The organism is Proteus sp. CA142267, from assembly GCF_003336825.1.
GTDB lineage: Bacteria > Pseudomonadota > Gammaproteobacteria > Enterobacterales > Enterobacteriaceae > Proteus > Proteus terrae.
On sequence record NZ_QPMG01000007.1, the window covers coordinates 96,005 to 112,575 of the forward strand.

Here is a 16,571-nt window from a genome sequence, read left to right on the forward strand (position 1 = left end):
TAATGGAGTTTTATACAATGACACCAAAATCAGAATATTTTACACAAAGTCATAATTTTTTCAGCGCTTCACTTGGGGGAGTAGATCCTCGTACTGGATTATATTCATTCTCTTTTCCTATCATAAACATCGTGGCAAATGGGAATTTAGGTCCAGAAATTAATCTTTCATTAAATTACAATCAACTTAACACTGATAATATCGGTTTTGGCAAAGGTATTTCTTTCTCACTAACCTATTATGATGCACTAAATAAAATACTGTATTTATCCAATGGTGAAACCTATCGCATCAAAGAAAATCCACAAGGTATAGAGGTTGAACAACGAAAATTAAAAACATTTAAAATAGAACGAACTAATGAGAATTATATTATTACTTACAAATCAGGCGTAGTTGAAATTTTAGAGGGTACTAATTCTGGTAGAGAAATAAAAAATGTGATCTCAATACATTCCCCTCTAGGCCATCAAGTTAATTTCAATTGGATATTTAAAGGAATAAATAGGCTATCAAGTATAGAAGATCAAAATGGGGAGCTAATTAATATCAATTATGACGATCTAAATATTCCTGCATTAACACTATTCTCAGAAACTTCAGAAGAACGTCTTTTACACTGCCAATTATTTAATAGCTTTCTGAAAAAAATAGTTTATATAAATAACGATTACAAATGGGATATTTCATATAATATAAATGGTTTTGTTGAGAGTATTATTTATCCTTCAGGGTTAACTGAAACTGTAACTTATCAAAATAATATCATGCGTTTTCCTGAAGATGCCATTCCCGCTCTTCCTGCTGTAATAAAATATACTCTTGACCCTGGTAACGAACAGAAAGCACAAGTTACTACATATGAATATACCAGCACTAACTATTTAGGGTTTGCAAGTGGCGTTAATTTCTCTCCTAACCGTGACAACGCCTATGCTATTTTGACTGATTATCAATATGGTTCAACTGAAACTCAAATAGGAGAAAGTGAAAATATTACTATTACTCGTCACTATAACAATTTCCATTTGATCACAGAAGAGAAGATCCAGAGAGGAACCTGTATACACAGCGTAAAAACGGAATATTACGCAATGATAGGTATGCCTTTTGATCAACAACCAGAGCAATTTCAGTTACCAAAACAAACAATAACTCAATATACTGACCTCAGCAAACCAGCTGAAGAACAGAGTCGTGAGGAGATAACAAAAACCGAATTTGATATCTGGGGCAACCCGATTAAAGAACAATATCCAGATGGCTCAGAAATCCAAACACTTTGGTATGCAGCTGAAGGGGAAGAAAATTGTCCACCAACCCCCAATGGTTTTGTAAAATATATGAAACAACAAACGCTCATACCACCGAAAACACCTTATCCCACACCAATACGTGTCATTCAGTTTAGTTACCAAAAACTCGGCAATACTGAATATATCGTACAAGAGAAAAAATGTTTTTATAGTGATAACAAACTATTATCACGGCAATTTTACACCTTAAACTCAACACTAGACGATATTAGCTTTGGTCGAGTAACGATCATTAAAGAAGAAGTATATGACTTAGAAAATGAAGATAACGTCTATATTAATACCCAATATTTTAGTACGCGAATAAACAATAACTTAATCACACAAACAGCTAAACTTATTGGTTATGACGGCTTAAGTAGTGAACTCACTCGTGTTCAATCACTATTTAGTGGTTTACTTTACACAAAGACAGATGCTCAAGGTATTAACACTAATTATCAATATGATTGTATGGGGCGAATTATTAGTAAAACTTTATCCCAAGGAACAGAATATGAAAATACCAGTACTTGGCATTATCTCATTGACCAAAATAAGAATATAACGTGCATAGAAACCGATGGACAAGGAAATAAGTCAAAAATTTTTTTTGACGGTTTAGGACGAATCATTCGTAAATTACGAGCAAATAGCAATACCCCTACTATCTGGTATGAAGTTCAATCTTATAATTATAATTTATTGAATGAAATAAGTTCAGAAACCAGTAGTGACTGGCAGTTAGAAGAAAATCAAAGCAATAAACAGTACACAATAAGTAATACTTACTGTTACGATAATTGGGGGCAGATAACCAAGGCATCCTCCACTGATGGTAGAACACGTTGGCAAAATATTGATGTCATCCATCTCACAAAAATATTAAAACAAAGTGGCACTCAAGATGGACAAGAAATATATAGCGGTAGTACTCAAACAACTTATGATATTAACTCTCGACCTCTACATATTACACTCAAAGACCAACAAGAGAATATTAAAGGGACACGTAAGTATGACTATGACGGATGGGGACGCTTATGCAGAGAAGAAGATGAGCTGGGTCACGTCACACTACGTACCTATGACGCTTATGATCGCGTTGTTACCCAAACAGCAGCAGATGGTAGCATAGTCACTCGCACTTATGCCCCTTTTTTAAAGGGTGAACAAATCACATCCATAAAAGTAACGGGAAATAATTCAAAAAGGGAGAATGAAACTTGGACGCTAGGTACTCAAATATTTGATAGTTTAGGACGCGTAGTAAAAAGTATAAGTGGAGGGAGGGTAACAGATTATACCTATCAAAAAGCCTCCCCTGTACCAGATAATGTGACAACACCGGCACAAGAAAAAATCCTTATGACATACGTGCCTGAATTGGATAATGCCATACTTTCCCTTAGCTCAAATGACGTTAAACAAAAGTTCTCTTATAATGCACGTAATGGCCGACTGTTAGATGCAGACGAGTCCAATAGCGTTAATACACTATTGGCTTGGCATCCTTCAGGAACATTAAAAACAGAAACCGTCACGAGTAATTTAACTGGTGCTAAAAAAAGCGATTACCAATGGACATTACTCGGAAGCAATACCGCATTTAACGATATCACAAGTGCTCAAACGCGCTACAACAGAAATGCATTTGGTCAACTTATTGAAGTTACTGATAATGCATTAAAAACTCAAATCAATTACAACGCATTAGGGGATCTCAGCACCCTAACTGTTTCTGATCCTACAACAGCAGCTAACCTAAAAACACAGCTCTTTTATGATGATTTTGGCAGAGAGATCTCACGTACTATAACCGATAATTCCGGTATGAAAATAGTAATATCTCAAACATGGTTGGAAAACGATCAACTTGCCAATCGTGTAACCCAAAAAAATGGCACCACTGTCTGTACAGAACATTATGACTACGATCTACGCAATCGCTTACTCAGTTACGAAGCAATAGGGAGTGAGCTTCCAACCACGCCGTATGGTAATTTACTCTCAAAACAAATCTATTCTTATGATGCTCTTAATAACCTTGTTCAGGTAGACACAACCCACAAAGACAACACTATAGACAGTGCTAACTATCATTATCAAAATGATAAAGATCCCACTCAACTCTCATCGATAACGCATACACACGCTAATTATCCAGCTAATATTTCACTCAGTTATGATGCTAATGGACGTATGATTAAAGATGAAATAGATAATACATTACATTATGACGCAATTGGCCGACTTAAAATCATCAGTAACCCGAACGGAAAAAATAGTACATATAGTTATGATGCATTAAATCGTCTAGCCATACAAAATATTGATGACACAGATAGTAGATCACTCTATTACCGGGGAGATGAGCTTGTAAACGAATTAATGACATCTAAGTCTATTAATAATCGATTAATCAAACTAGGCCATCATTGTTTGGGTGCTGCAACAGAAAACAATCTCATACTCACTGCCACAGATAGCCATGCAAGCCTACTTTGGTCACGAGACACATCTCAAGATAATGGAACGCTGAGCCAATGGAGCCCTTACGGTTATAGTCGTAGTGATTTATGGCTACCCGGCTTTAATGGTGAGCGTCGTGATCCACTTAGTGGCAATTATCATCTGGGGAATGGGTATCGAACGTACAATCCTCAACTAATGAGGTTTATTAGCCCTGATAGTCTCAGCCCCTTTGATGCGGGCGGTATTAACCCTTATGCCTATTGTGCTGGCGATCCAATCAACCGATTAGATCCCAGTGGTCATTTAAGTGGCAACGCTATTACAGGAATTGTATTGGGTGCGTTAGGATTAATTTTCTCTATCTTCACAGCAGGCGCTTCAATTATTGCAGCTGGCAGTGTGGCTGCAGCGCTTAGCTCAACCTCTGCAATCACTTTAGCTGTAGGGGCTCTGGGTGTTGTTTCCGATATTACAAGTATTGTCAGCGGTGCTATTTCTGATAGTAATCTTGAAGCATCGTCTGTTCTTGGCTGGGTTTCTTTAGGTACAGGTATTGCAGGTATCAGTGAGGTGGTGGGTCGTGGCGCCCTAATGGGGCTAAACAGAGCAACTTCAGGCTTCAGAGCACGTATTGGAAATATTCTAGACACTGGATTATCGGGTCGCGGTGCGACTGTGGCTGCGAAAAAGTGGGCCGTAGTAGAAGATGCAATGGCATTTTATCGAGGTGAAAATCGGGCACCCAATAAAATAAGTGAAGCAGGAGGGTTCAAACCTTGGAGCCAAGATACACCCGCAGAAATATTACAGCGCTTCAAATCTGAATTTAGTAAAAATGCTACAGAACACTCACAAGCCCATGTCCGTAGCCCTAACCGAGATTATATCTCTTTCGGTACAGATATGGCGGCTGGGGGTTATGCTGATTCTCGTGATTATTTATATGAAATTAAAATTCCTAAAATGCATGAGCAAAATATCACAGCTCAGGTACTTGGAACTGAAACGCTAAAATTTCGAAAAAATGTAGCTTCTCCACGTTTACTACTTGATGGGGAAACAGTTGATACTTCAAATTTTGTCGCTATGCTACCCGCAAGAACCGTAGAAGCGACCTTTGTAACACCAATACCCAAAGAATATATTACTCGATTTCGTTATAAGGGGAAATGGTTCGATTTTTCACTCTGACTCATTGTTTATATTCACTTATCAGGTACGCCGTAAAACCCCGTCTTTCTGAAGTGCCCCCATAAAGTTGGACTGTTCATTAAGCAACTTTCAAGGACTGAGTTCTGTACTCTACAGGGCTCAGTCCTTTCAATTTAACCTTGATTCTTTCACGGTCTGTTCTAAGAAATCTTACTCAATGTTTTGGATCTGCTCACGCATTTGTTCAATCAAAACTTTTAATTCAATGGCTGAATTAGTGACTTCAGTATTAATTGATTTCGATGCTAATGTGTTGGATTCACGGTTAAATTCTTGCATCATAAAATCAAGACGGCGACCTACTGCTTCTTTTTTTACAAGAATTTTTCGTGTTTCTTTAACGTGAGCTTCTAATCTATCAAGCTCTTCAGCAACATCTAAACGTTGCGCCAACATCACTAACTCTTGCTCTAAACGATTATTATCAATTTGGACTTGAGCTTCTTCCAATTTGCTCGTTAAGCGTTCACGTTGCCATTGTAAAACTTCTGGCATTTGCGCTCTCACCTTAACAACTTCTTCGCAAACAGCATCTAAACGCTGTTCGATAAGTATTTTCAGTGATTGTCCTTCTGCTTCACGGCTTGCGATGAAGGCATCGATCGCTAAATCTAATTCAGCTAAAAGCTCAGTACCAATGGCATCTAAATCTTGCTCTTGTGCGGAAATAACACCCGGCCAACGTAAAATATCAAATGGGCTGATAGTCCCTTCATGGCTGTGGCTTTTTACCCAGTTGGCAGAAACAATCAGTTGTTTTGCTAAATTTTCATCAAGATTAAGTTCGCCTTGAAAGCGAGCATTAAGATCAAAACGTAAGTTACATTCAATTTTACCGCGCGTTAAGCGATTACGTAGACGTTCACGAATAACAGGCTCTAAACTACGTAATTGCTCAGGTAAACGAATATAAGTTTCAAGATAGCGTTGGTTGACGGAACGTAGTTCCCATGCAGCGCTACCCCAGTCTTTTTTGATGTCTCGGCGAGCAAAAGCGGTCATGCTACGGATCATAATAGGGTCTCAATAGTGTAAAAGATGATACGATTATAACCCTAGGCATCGATACAGGATAGGCATAAGCCATTTTAGGTCGTATAATGCGCCCCCAATATGTCAGAGAAAGCGGAGATAACACCATGCGTCCAGCAGACAGACAAGCAGACCAAGTACGTCCTATTACCATTACTCGTCATTATACAAAACACGCTGAGGGTTCTGTATTAGTCGAATTTGGTGATACTAAAGTCTTGTGTAACGCCACTGTAGAAGAGGGTGTACCACGTTTTCTTAAAGGACAAGGACAAGGTTGGGTAACCGCAGAATACGGTATGCTTCCTCGTGCAACAAATAGTCGTAATGCACGTGAAGCGGCTCGTGGTAAACAAACCGGCCGTACTATGGAAATTCAACGCTTAATTGCACGCTCATTACGTGCTGCTGTTGATTTAAAAGCATTAGGTGAATTCACTATCACTGTTGATTGTGACGTTATTCAAGCTGATGGTGGTACACGTACAGCCTCTATCTCTGGTGCTTGCGTCGCATTAGTTGATGCTTTAAATAAAATGGTTGAAGAAGGTAAACTGAAAAAGAGCCCTCTTAAATCAATGGTCGCCGCTGTATCTGTGGGGATCGTTGATGGTGAACCATTATGCGATCTTGAATATGTTGAAGATTCTGCCGCAGAAACAGATATGAATGTGGTGATGATTGATGATGGTCGTATGATTGAAGTTCAAGGTACGGCAGAAGGCGCGCCATTTAGTCACGAAGAATTACTTGCTTTACTCGCCCTTGCAAAGGGGGGATTAGAGAAAATATTTGAAGCGCAAAAAGAGGCGCTTAAGCAATAAATTATATTTTTAAGGCGACTGAGAAGTCGCCTTTTTTATGTCTAAAATTTGTCATCAAGTAACGTAGAGAGGAGAAAAAAATGAAAGCCTACCAACGCCGCTTTATCGAACTAGCATTAGCAAAAAATGTCCTGAAATTTGGTGAGTTCACACTGAAATCAGGAAGGGTGAGTCCTTACTTTTTTAATGCCGGTTTATTTAATACAGGGCGTGACTTGGCTTTACTGGGGCAGTTCTATGCGCAAACATTATTAGATAATAATGTGTCTTGTGATGTGTTGTTTGGACCCGCTTATAAAGGGATACCTATTGCAACCACAACGGCAATCGCATTGGTTGAACATCATGATATCGATATCCCTTACTGTTTTAATCGCAAAGAGGCTAAAGATCATGGTGAAGGAGGAACATTAGTAGGAAGCCCATTGAAAGGTAATGTTGTGATTGTCGATGATGTCATTACAGCAGGTACTGCAATTCGTGAATCAATGGAAATTATAAAACAGCATGATGCAACGCTTTCTGCGGTGTTATTAAGTTTGGATAGACAAGAGAAAGGGCGAGAAGAACTTTCTGCAATACAAGAGTTAAAACGTGACTATCAATGCCAAGTGTATTCGATTATTACCTTGGATGATTTAATTAGTTACCTAAGTGAGAATGAAACACTGTCTGAGCATTTACCTGCGGTTAAAGCTTATCGTGAGCGCTATGGCGTGAATTAATAAAGTCAATATGCGATAAACGAGTTGGTCGATTAGAGATAAAAAAAAGCCCTCGCCCAATTATGGGCGGGGTGAGTAGTACAATGAATCTTCTGCGACAATTATCACAGATATTGAAATATAAAAAGGACTTTTACAGCAGGGGCAAAGCGAGTCGCTAATGCCACAATGTAGGAACTGCACGAGTGCCATTCCTGATAAATACATTTAGGTAACTGTGTACCAGAGGACGCATGTTAACACAAATAAGAAAAAAACGGCATATCTGTAAATTTCAAATTGTTGAGTTAAATCACGAGTCCATCATTTCATTGTAACTGTGCCAAAATTAATGGCCAGCGAGCTTCAAATTCTTGAGTGGGTTGATAGCGAAATTCTGTGCGTACAAAGCGCGCTAACATACCTTCACAAAAAGCGAGTAGTTGTGAAGCAAGTAACGCTTCATCATGCAAGAAAGCACTACCCTCACGAATTTTACGCTCTTTAATGACTTGTCGTAGTTGAACCTCAATACGCTCATAAAGCTGGTTTATTCGGCCTTGCAATCTGTCTTGTTCAAACATCAATGCATGACCAGTCAAAATACGAGATAGCCCTGGGTTTTTCTCAGCAAAACCGAGGATCAAGATAAGAATTAAACGAATTCTTGCAACAGCATCTTTTTCGTCTTTTAAAATCAAATTAATACGGGAGACTAAGCTATCTTCGATAAACTCAATCAAGCTATCAAACATTTTGGTTTTACTGGGAAAATGTCGATAGAGCGCAGCTTCAGATACACCAACAGTAGCGGCAAGTTTTGCCGTTGTGATGCGTTGACTACCATCACTTGATTCCAACATTTGGGCAAGTGACTGTAAGATTTCATCCCGTCTATTTCTTTTCTTTTTGGTTTCTTTTTCTTCTGCCATGACTGATAAGGCCCCTGCTAAAAGCAAAACAAATCAGTAAACCTTTGCACTAAGGTTTTTAGTGCAAAGGGAGTGATATCGTCATTGATATAATTAATGCAAGACGTCGTTATTATTGGCGGCCGGAGTGGCCAAAGCCACCGCTACCACGTTCCGTTGCGGTAAAATCTTCAACAATATTAAATTCAGCTTGAACTACGGGTACGATAATCATTTGAGCAATACGCTCACCGGGTTCGATGGTAAACGCTGTTTTACCACGATTCCAAACAGATACCATCAGTTGACCTTGGTAATCGGAATCAATCAGTCCAACTAAGTTACCTAATACGACACCGTGTTTATGACCTAAACCTGAACGAGGAAGTACCATTGCTGCTAATCCTTCATCGGCAATATGTACAGCAAGACCTGTAGGTAATAATTCGGTTTGCCCTGGTTCAAGAACTAATGGTGCATCAAGGCAAGCGCGTAAATCTAAACCAGCAGAGCCTGTCGTGGCATAAGCAGGAAGTGGATATTCTTGACCAATACGTGCATCAAGGATTTTAACATCAATTTTTTTCATCATAATGTTTGGCTATCTCGTCAAGTAGGCGATGGCTAAGTTGTGCTTTACTACTGTGTGGTAAGCGCGTTTCTCCATTAGCCCAAATAAGGTGTAATGCATTGTTGTCACTGTTAAAGCCTTGATTTTCTACTGAAACATCATTGGCACAGATTAAATCGAGTTGCTTTTGTTCTCGTTTTTTGCGGGCATATTCTTCCACATTCTGGGTTTCGGCTGCAAATCCAACAACAAAAGGACGGTGTTCAACCATTTTTCCGACACTCGCGACAATGTCGGGGTTTTTTACCATAGTGATGGTGACTTCATCACCTTGTTTTTTTATTTTTTCAGCCGCGATAAGTTTAGCGCGGTAATCTGCAACAGCCGCACAACCAATAAAAATATCTTGTGAAGGTGCGATTAGCATCACTTGTTCATACATTTCTTGTGCGCTTTCAACATCAATACGTTTAACACAAGCGGGTGTCGGTAATGTGACAGGCCCTGCGATAAGTGTGACATCAGCTCCACGTAATGCGGCTGCTTGTGCAATCGCAAATCCCATTTTCCCGGAGCTATGATTACTGATAAAACGCACTGGATCTAAGGCTTCACGAGTCGGACCTGCGGTTATCGTAATTTTTTTACCTGCAAAATCTTGTGGCTGTAAAGCAAGTTGTTTTTCAGCTAATGCGACAAGTGCTAAAGGATCTAACATTCGTCCCGGCCCTACATCACCACAAGCTTGGCTGCCAGAATCAGGTCCCCAAATTAAACAGCCGCGTTGCTCTAAAGCTGATAAATTTTCTTGTGTAATCGTGGCTCTGTACATTTGCTGATTCATTGCTGGTGCAATAGCGATAGGTGCACTACTCGCTAAACAGAGTGTGGTAAGTAAATCATTTGCCATACCCACTCGCAAACGTGCAATAAGATCGGCAGTAGCAGGTGCAAGTAGAATTAAATCAGCCCATTTACCTAATTCAATATGCCCCATAGCGGCTTCTGCTGCTGGATCAAGTAAATCATCCGCAACAGGAAAACCAGAAACAGCTTGTAGTGATAAAGGTGTCACAAATGCATGAGCTGCGGGTGTCATTACAACTCGCACAATTGCACCTTTGTCACGTAAACGGCGTACAAGTTCAGGTGCTTTATAGGCCGCAATACCACCACTGATACCAAGAATAATCTTTTTGTCGTGAAGTGTAGTCATGATGAAATGCCTAAGTACATAAATAATTGCCCGTAATTTTACCACAAGGTCATCGTGAATTCGGAATTCTATGTAACTTCATGTTTTATAGATTAAATTTTTGCGATTCATCTCGCATAAATTTGATATGTGTCTTTTTTATACAAGATTAGTAGTTTATAGTAAATTAACTGTATAAAACAACAGTTGTTTTGTGATTAGCATTTAATGATGAGTGATGTTTCACCTAAACTCTAATGCTTATGTGAATAGATAAAGTAGATCATTAATACCACTGCCTTTAATTATTAAGGAGTCCACGGATGGAAAATCAATCATTTAATGAGCTTTTACCTAGAGAAAAATTATTACTTTATGGCGTGGAATCGCTCACCGATATTGAGTTATTGGCGCTCTTTTTACGCACCGGCACTTATGAAAAATCTGTATTAGAATTGGCGGCTTTTTTACTTAAAGAGTGTGGTTCTCTTTATCATGTTATTAATGCTGATTATGAAACTTTAGGGCGCTTTAAAGGCGTTGGTGTGGGAAAGTTTACCCAGCTACAAGCGATTAATGAAATGGCACAGCGCTTTTCTACAACACAATTTATGTATAAAAATGTATTATCTTCTTCAGAAGATACAAAGCATTACTTACAAAAATTATTGCATTGGCGAGACAGAGAAGTGTTTGTGGTACTGTTTCTCGATAATCAAAATCAATTGATTGCATTTGAAGAGATGTTTAAAGGAACAATTAACAGAGTAGAGGTTCATCCTAGAGAAATTGTCCGCCAATCAATAAAAAAGAATGCAACATCCATCATTCTTGCTCATAATCACCCTTCTGGTATTTGCGAACCAAGTCTCGCAGATAAAGTAATAACAGAAAAAATTTTTACTGCTTGCCAATTAGTGGGTGTAAATGTACTCGATCACCTTGTGATAGGGCATGATAATTGTGTTTCTTTCGCAGAACTAGGTTGGTTGTAGCAAATATTTTTGTAATTATTGTCAATCTTTATTTGTACGGGTCTTGAGCGTTGAGGCCATTGGGCGTATACTACGCCACCTTTGAGGATCTTGGGTTTGGCGAGAAGAGCCTATCTCAGCAAGTTTTTTCTGAGGTGTTTACACAGTTTTTCAATCGTTAAAAGTTGCTGAGATGGGCTCCAAAGCCTGACGAGGCGGTCAAACCTGATATTAAAGCTCGAGCTGATTAGATTTTTGGAGAATAGACATGTCCCGAGTCTGCCAAGTTACCGGCAAGCGTCCTGTGAGTGGAAACAACCGCTCTCACGCATTAAACGCGACTAAACGCCGTTTTCTGCCAAACCTGCACTCTCACCGTTTCTGGGTTGAGTCTGAGAAACGTTTCGTAACTCTGCGTGTATCTGCTAAAGGTATGCGTGTGATTGATAAGAAAGGCATCGAATCTGTATTAGCAGATTTACGTGCCCGTGGTGAGAAGTTCTAAGGAGCTGAAAAATGGCTAAAGGTATTCGCGAGAAAATTAAACTCGTTTCTTCTGCTGGTACAGGTCACTTCTATACCACTACGAAGAACAAACGCACTATGCCAGAAAAACTGGAAATGAAAAAATTCGATCCAGTTGTTCGTCAACATGTGCTTTATAAAGAAGCTAAAATTAAATAATTTTAGTTTTCTTAAAAAACCCGACCTTAGTGTCGGGTTTTTTGTTATCTGGAGCCTGCTAAGTATAACAAAGTAAAGCTATTGTGATCTTAGCTTGCTCTTTAGTTATACTATAGCTCTTTTTAAATCATCAGATAAATGGATTGCGGATGAGTAAGTCAGTATTATCAATATTACATACAGAATCATCTTGTGGATGGGGTGGTCAGGAAATCCGTATACTGACGGAATCTCAAGGTATGATCCGCAGAGGGCACCGAGTTGCATTAGTGTGTTGCCCTACATCCAAAATTGCCAAGGCCGCGCCTGATTATGGTATTGAGGTTTTCACATTACCCATTGAAAAAAAACGCGGTTCAGCGTTAAAAGCACTTCGCCAATGGCTGAAATTACATCGTCACCAATTTGATGTTATCAATACTCATAGTTCAACTGATGCATGGTTAGTCGCTACTTCTTGTGCCACATTACGTCATTCTCCTGTAGTCGTTCGAACTCGCCATGTTTCTACGGATGTTTCTCGTTCATTACCAACTCGATGGCTTTATCTTTCATCCAGTGCCCATGTTGTGACAACGGGTGAGAAATTACGTCAGACTCTCCATCAGCATAATAAATTTCCATTAGAAAAAATGACATCAGTGCCTACGGGAATTGATCTGCAACGTTTTTATCCACAAAACAAACAACAAGCTAGAGAAAAAATTGGAATACCGAATAAACCGACATTAGGTATTGTTGCAACTATGCGAGTGTGGAAAGGACATAAATACTTAGTTGAAGCATGGAAATCATTACATCAGCTGTTTCCTGATTGGCAATTAATTTTTGTTGGTGATGGGCCTCAACGTAAAAATTTAGAACCGATGGTTAAAGAAGCAGAATTAGAACAAAGTATCTTCTTCCTTGGTAATCGTAATGATGTGCCTGATTGTTTAAATGCAATGGATCTCTTTGCGTTACCTTCTTTTGGTAATGAAGGTGTGCCACAAGGTATTATGCAGGCAATGGCGTGTGGTTTGCCTGTCGTGTCGACTACGGTTGGCGCGATCAGTGAAGCTGTTATTGACGGTAAAACAGGATTTACATTAGTACCACAGGTACAAGAAACATTAACAAGTCATTTAGCTAAATTAATGAGCTCAGATGAATTACGTGAACAGATGGGAAAAGCAGCGCTTGAACACGCTGTTTCACGATTTGGTTTGGATAATATGTTAGATAAGATGGAAAGGATCTTTATTCAGGCAATCAACGATAAAAATAAGTCAGTATGATTAATGCTGATAATAAAGTTTTGAAATGATTATCTCTATTATCAATTTGGTGTATTCATCTTATTGATGAATATTTGTAATACTTTTTAGTGTATAGTCTGAGAAGTAAATGTATCATTTAAGCCAAATAAAAAGCACATGGATCCAAAAAATATATTGGTTATAGCGGTAGCGCGTTTTGGTGATACATTACTTATCACCCCCGTTATTCATGCCTTAAAACAGCGTTGGCCCAATGCTCATATTCATGTATTTGCACATAAGCGTAGTGCATGCATTCTTGAGCATAATCCTGATATTAATAGTATTAGACATTTTTCTAAAAAGCGCGCTGTTTGGTCAGGTTGGTTACCGAATAAACCTTATGATTTGGCTTTGGTATACGGTAGTGATTGTGAATTAGTGAACTATGCTCGTCGCCAATCTCATCATACCGTTGCTTTTGCTGATATATCTGAGCAGAAAGGTAATACGACTTGGGTTGCGCGCCCCAAATCGCCGATGGTTGCACAAAAAGAGCGTGCCTTATTAATTAATGCATTAGGGATTTATCCGAGTTGTTGGCAATTACGTTACTTTATCAGTGAGGAAGAAGTGACTTTTGCACAACAGTTTTTGAAATATAATTCATTAATTAATAAGAATATTATTGGTTTTCAGTTACAAAGCTTTCCCGCTAAAGCCTATCGAGATTGGCCAGTGGAGAACTTTCTGCAATTAGCAAAGCAGATTATTACCCATGACGCGAGTACGTATTTTTTGCTATTAGGTGGTAAGGAAAGTGCGCAATTATCTGTTGATTTAGCTAAAAAAATAGGTGAAGAGCGATGTTTAGCCTTAGCAGGGCGTGTTTCAATGCGTCAAAATGCGGCAATTATGGCAAATTTATCGCTTTATGTTGGTGTTGATACCGGTCCTACACATTTAGCCGGTGCTTTAGATATCCCTATGGTGGCGCTATATCATAGCTATCATCCTGGGTGCTATTTAGCCCCTATACAACATTCTTGTTGTCAGGTTATTCAACACCCTACACCATTAGAAAAGGCATGCCGTGAAGATAATATGGCTGAAATCTCAGTTGAGAATGTGTGGAATGCAGTGAGTAATATCATGAATGGAATGAAGGTGAAAAAGTAATCCATGAAGATCGGTATAATTGATGTCACAATCACCATGTCTTATGGCGGGATCCAAACGGCGGTTTGGGAGCTGGCTAAGCAATTGCATGATGCTGGGCATGAAGTTCATCTTTATGGTGGCAATGGCGATATCCGACACAATCTGGCAGGACGCCAAATACAAATTCACACTTACCCTTATACACCACGAGATAAAGTGATTGATCTCGGTGGGCGTTTTCGTCGTATTGTTGAGCGTTACACTTTTGCACGACACGCTAAAAAAGATGTTATCAGTCAAAATTTTGATTGGGTTATTTTAACGAAGCCTTTTGACTTTTTTTGGCCTTCTATGATGCCTAAATCATCCTCAACGCGTTTTTGCTATATGAGTGGGGGCACCAGTTTTTTCAAAGGCGATCGCTGGTTAGGTAAAAAGATTTCAGCATGGGTTGCATGTAGTCACTTTAATGCTTGGCAAATCCAACATCATTTTAAACAATTCCCTAGTGTGATTTATAATGGTGTGGATATTGAAAAATTTAAACCTATGACTACCTCGTTGCGTGAGCAATTAGGGATCAATGAGTCTACTTTTTTACTCTCATTTGCTGGGCGATTAGTGGGTTGGAAAGGCTTGAGTGTCGCAATTGATGCCATCGAGCAGTTAAAAGGTGAGGATGTTAAACTCTTGATTATCGGTGCGGGTGATGATCTTGAGCGATTAAAAAAGAAAGCGATTTCTAAAGGTGTTGCAGAGCAAGTCATTTTTCATCAGCCTGTTGAGCATAACGTATTACCGGAATTTTATGCGGCAAGTGACGTGGGTATTTTCCCGAGTACTGGAGATGAAGCCTTCGGTATTACGATTGCAGAAGCAATGGCATGCGCCAAACCAGTGATTGCCAGCCATATCGGCGGTATTCCTGAAGTTGTGGGCAATGAAGGTACCGCAGGGCTTTTAGTCGCACCAGGTAGTGCAGATGAAATTGTGATAGCGATTAATCATCTTCGTGAGTTACCAGACAGAGGTAAGGCGATGGGAGAGCAGGCGCGTGTCCGTATAGAAACACGCTATACTTGGCAACATTCTGCGCAACGTTTATTACAGGTATTGGCGTCATAATTATGAAAATTGCCTATCTTGATCCTTACCCAGTGCCTGATTTACGTGTGGCTTCATTACAAATTTTGCAAAATGTGGATGCATTTGCTCGAGCAGGCGCTCAAGTAACATTAGTCACACCTAAAGGGCAATATCGAGATAGTGATATATTAGGTCGTTCAATTCATACTAATGCGAGTTTAGTTTCTTTAAGAGATATTCGCCGTAAATGGTATTTTCCATTTAATTCACAAAAACTTTTCTCATTACAGATCACTCGCTGGGTAAAACAAAATAACGTTGATGCATTATTTACCCGTAATTTAAAACTAGCTTGTTATCTTTGTGAAAATTACCCAGAAATTCCTCTCTTTTTTGAGAGTCATGAAATTTTCGCGCAATCTTTTGCAGAGTCTCATTCCTTTGAGAAAAAAAAGAATCGTGCAAAATATCATAAGCTATTAAAAATGGAGAAGTTAGTTTACAGCCGAGCGACAGGCATTTTTGTTCTTACTTCATTATTAAGAGATGATATTGTTTCGCAGTATCAAGTTACTACGCCAATAACAGTGGTTCCTGATGGAGTTGATTTACATGCTGTGGCTGATTACCAAATTAAATCACTAATATCCGAGAAAAGCTTTACTGAGGTATTGTATTTAGGGAGCTTACATAAATGGAAGGGGATCCCTACCATGATGCGAGCAATGAAATACCTTGATAATGCAAGGCTTAATATTGCTGGTGGTACACCTGAACAGATTGAAGGGTTAACCTTATTAGCGCAAGAAATGGATGTAAAAGATAAAGTAAATTTCTTAGGGTTTATTGATCCCAAAAAACGCTTTGAAGCAATTGGTCAACATGATATCTGTGTACTTCCGCTTACATTAACGAGTATTGGAAGTCGTTACACTTCACCTCTTAAATTATTTGAATATATGGTGATGGAAAAACCTGTAGTAATTTCAGATTTTCCTTCAATTCGTGATGTTGTGGATGAGAAAGCGGTGAGTTTTGCCGATAGTGGTGATGCACAAAGTTTTGCAAAACAGATAATACAACTAAGAGAAAACCCACAGCGAGCCAAAGAAAAAACAACCCATGCCCGCTCTCTGGTTGAAAACTATTACAACTGGGATAAGCGGGCAGAGATTATATTGAAAACAATAGAGAAGTTAATTAAGTAAC

The 16,571-nt window shown here is 39.0% G+C and carries 14 protein-coding genes; 10 read left to right on the top strand and 4 right to left on the bottom strand.

Annotated elements, in window-relative coordinates:
• The first annotated feature begins 17 nt into the window (after window positions 1-17).
• Window positions 18-4,961 carry an RHS repeat-associated core domain-containing protein gene (locus tag C0T34_RS12615; protein ID WP_109850247.1) on the top strand — a complete coding sequence of 1,648 codons (4,944 nt, stop codon included), beginning with the start codon at window positions 18-20 and terminating at the stop codon, window positions 4,959-4,961.
• A 171-nt stretch (window positions 4,962-5,132) separates the two neighbouring features.
• Here the strand turns inward: C0T34_RS12615 and C0T34_RS12625 are convergent, their stop codons facing one another.
• Window positions 5,133-5,996: a YicC/YloC family endoribonuclease gene (locus C0T34_RS12625; RefSeq protein ID WP_098941497.1), complete on the bottom strand. Its 864-nt coding sequence runs from the start codon at window positions 5,994-5,996 to the stop codon at window positions 5,133-5,135.
• Window positions 5,997-6,121: 125 nt separating this feature from the next.
• Between C0T34_RS12625 and rph the strand changes: the two genes are divergently transcribed.
• Complete coding sequence (rph, locus tag C0T34_RS12630) at window positions 6,122-6,838, top strand: ribonuclease PH (RefSeq protein WP_069366895.1); 717 nt, start codon at window positions 6,122-6,124, stop codon at window positions 6,836-6,838.
• An 80-nt stretch (window positions 6,839-6,918) separates the two neighbouring features.
• Window positions 6,919-7,563 (top strand): orotate phosphoribosyltransferase, encoded by a 645-nt coding sequence (gene pyrE, locus C0T34_RS12635; RefSeq protein WP_098941496.1) that lies wholly within the window; start codon window positions 6,919-6,921, stop codon window positions 7,561-7,563.
• A gap of 308 nt (window positions 7,564-7,871) precedes the next feature.
• On the opposite strand, the gene slmA is transcribed toward pyrE, so the two are convergent.
• The 3 genes from slmA to coaBC all read right to left on the bottom strand — a co-directional run bounded on the left by slmA (window position 7,872) and on the right by coaBC (window position 10,240).
• A complete protein-coding gene (gene slmA / locus C0T34_RS12640) occupies window positions 7,872-8,474 on the bottom strand; it encodes a nucleoid occlusion factor SlmA (RefSeq protein ID WP_023583381.1) in 603 nt (200 codons plus the stop codon).
• 112 nt (window positions 8,475-8,586) lie between these two features.
• Entirely contained in the window at window positions 8,587-9,045 is a 459-nt protein-coding gene (gene dut / locus C0T34_RS12645) for a dUTP diphosphatase (protein WP_098941494.1), read from the bottom strand.
• On the bottom strand, window positions 9,029-10,240 hold the full coding sequence (gene coaBC, locus C0T34_RS12650) for a bifunctional phosphopantothenoylcysteine decarboxylase/phosphopantothenate--cysteine ligase CoaBC (RefSeq protein WP_098941493.1): 1,212 nt from the start codon (window positions 10,238-10,240) through the stop codon (window positions 9,029-9,031). Before coaBC ends, dut begins: the two co-directional genes overlap by 17 nt.
• Window positions 10,241-10,542: 302 nt before the next feature.
• Here coaBC and radC point away from each other — a divergent pair, with 302 nt between their 5' ends.
• The 7 genes from radC to C0T34_RS12690 all read left to right on the top strand — a co-directional run bounded on the left by radC (window position 10,543) and on the right by C0T34_RS12690 (window position 16,570).
• A complete protein-coding gene (gene radC / locus C0T34_RS12655; RefSeq protein ID WP_109850248.1) occupies window positions 10,543-11,214 on the top strand; it encodes a DNA repair protein RadC in 672 nt (223 codons plus the stop codon).
• Window positions 11,215-11,461: 247 nt separating this feature from the next.
• Complete coding sequence (gene rpmB, locus C0T34_RS12665; protein ID WP_036914542.1) at window positions 11,462-11,698, top strand: 50S ribosomal protein L28; 237 nt, start codon at window positions 11,462-11,464, stop codon at window positions 11,696-11,698.
• Window positions 11,699-11,709: 11 nt separating this feature from the next.
• Complete coding sequence (gene rpmG / locus C0T34_RS12670) at window positions 11,710-11,877, top strand: 50S ribosomal protein L33 (protein ID WP_006534250.1); 168 nt, start codon at window positions 11,710-11,712, stop codon at window positions 11,875-11,877.
• Between the two features lie 149 nt (window positions 11,878-12,026).
• Window positions 12,027-13,154, top strand: a complete 1,128-nt coding sequence (locus tag C0T34_RS12675; protein ID WP_098941491.1) for a glycosyltransferase family 4 protein — start codon at window positions 12,027-12,029, stop codon at window positions 13,152-13,154.
• 138 nt (window positions 13,155-13,292) lie between these two features.
• Window positions 13,293-14,294: a glycosyltransferase family 9 protein gene (locus C0T34_RS12680; RefSeq protein ID WP_109850249.1), complete on the top strand. Its 1,002-nt coding sequence runs from the start codon at window positions 13,293-13,295 to the stop codon at window positions 14,292-14,294.
• 3 nt (window positions 14,295-14,297) lie between these two features.
• Window positions 14,298-15,401, top strand: coding sequence for a glycosyltransferase family 4 protein (locus C0T34_RS12685; protein WP_109850250.1), 1,104 nt, complete (start codon window positions 14,298-14,300; stop codon window positions 15,399-15,401).
• Complete coding sequence (locus tag C0T34_RS12690) at window positions 15,401-16,570, top strand: glycosyltransferase family 4 protein (RefSeq protein ID WP_109850289.1); 1,170 nt, start codon at window positions 15,401-15,403, stop codon at window positions 16,568-16,570. The genes C0T34_RS12685 and C0T34_RS12690 overlap by 1 nt, the downstream gene beginning before the upstream one ends.
• Window position 16,571: the final 1 nt, after the last annotated feature.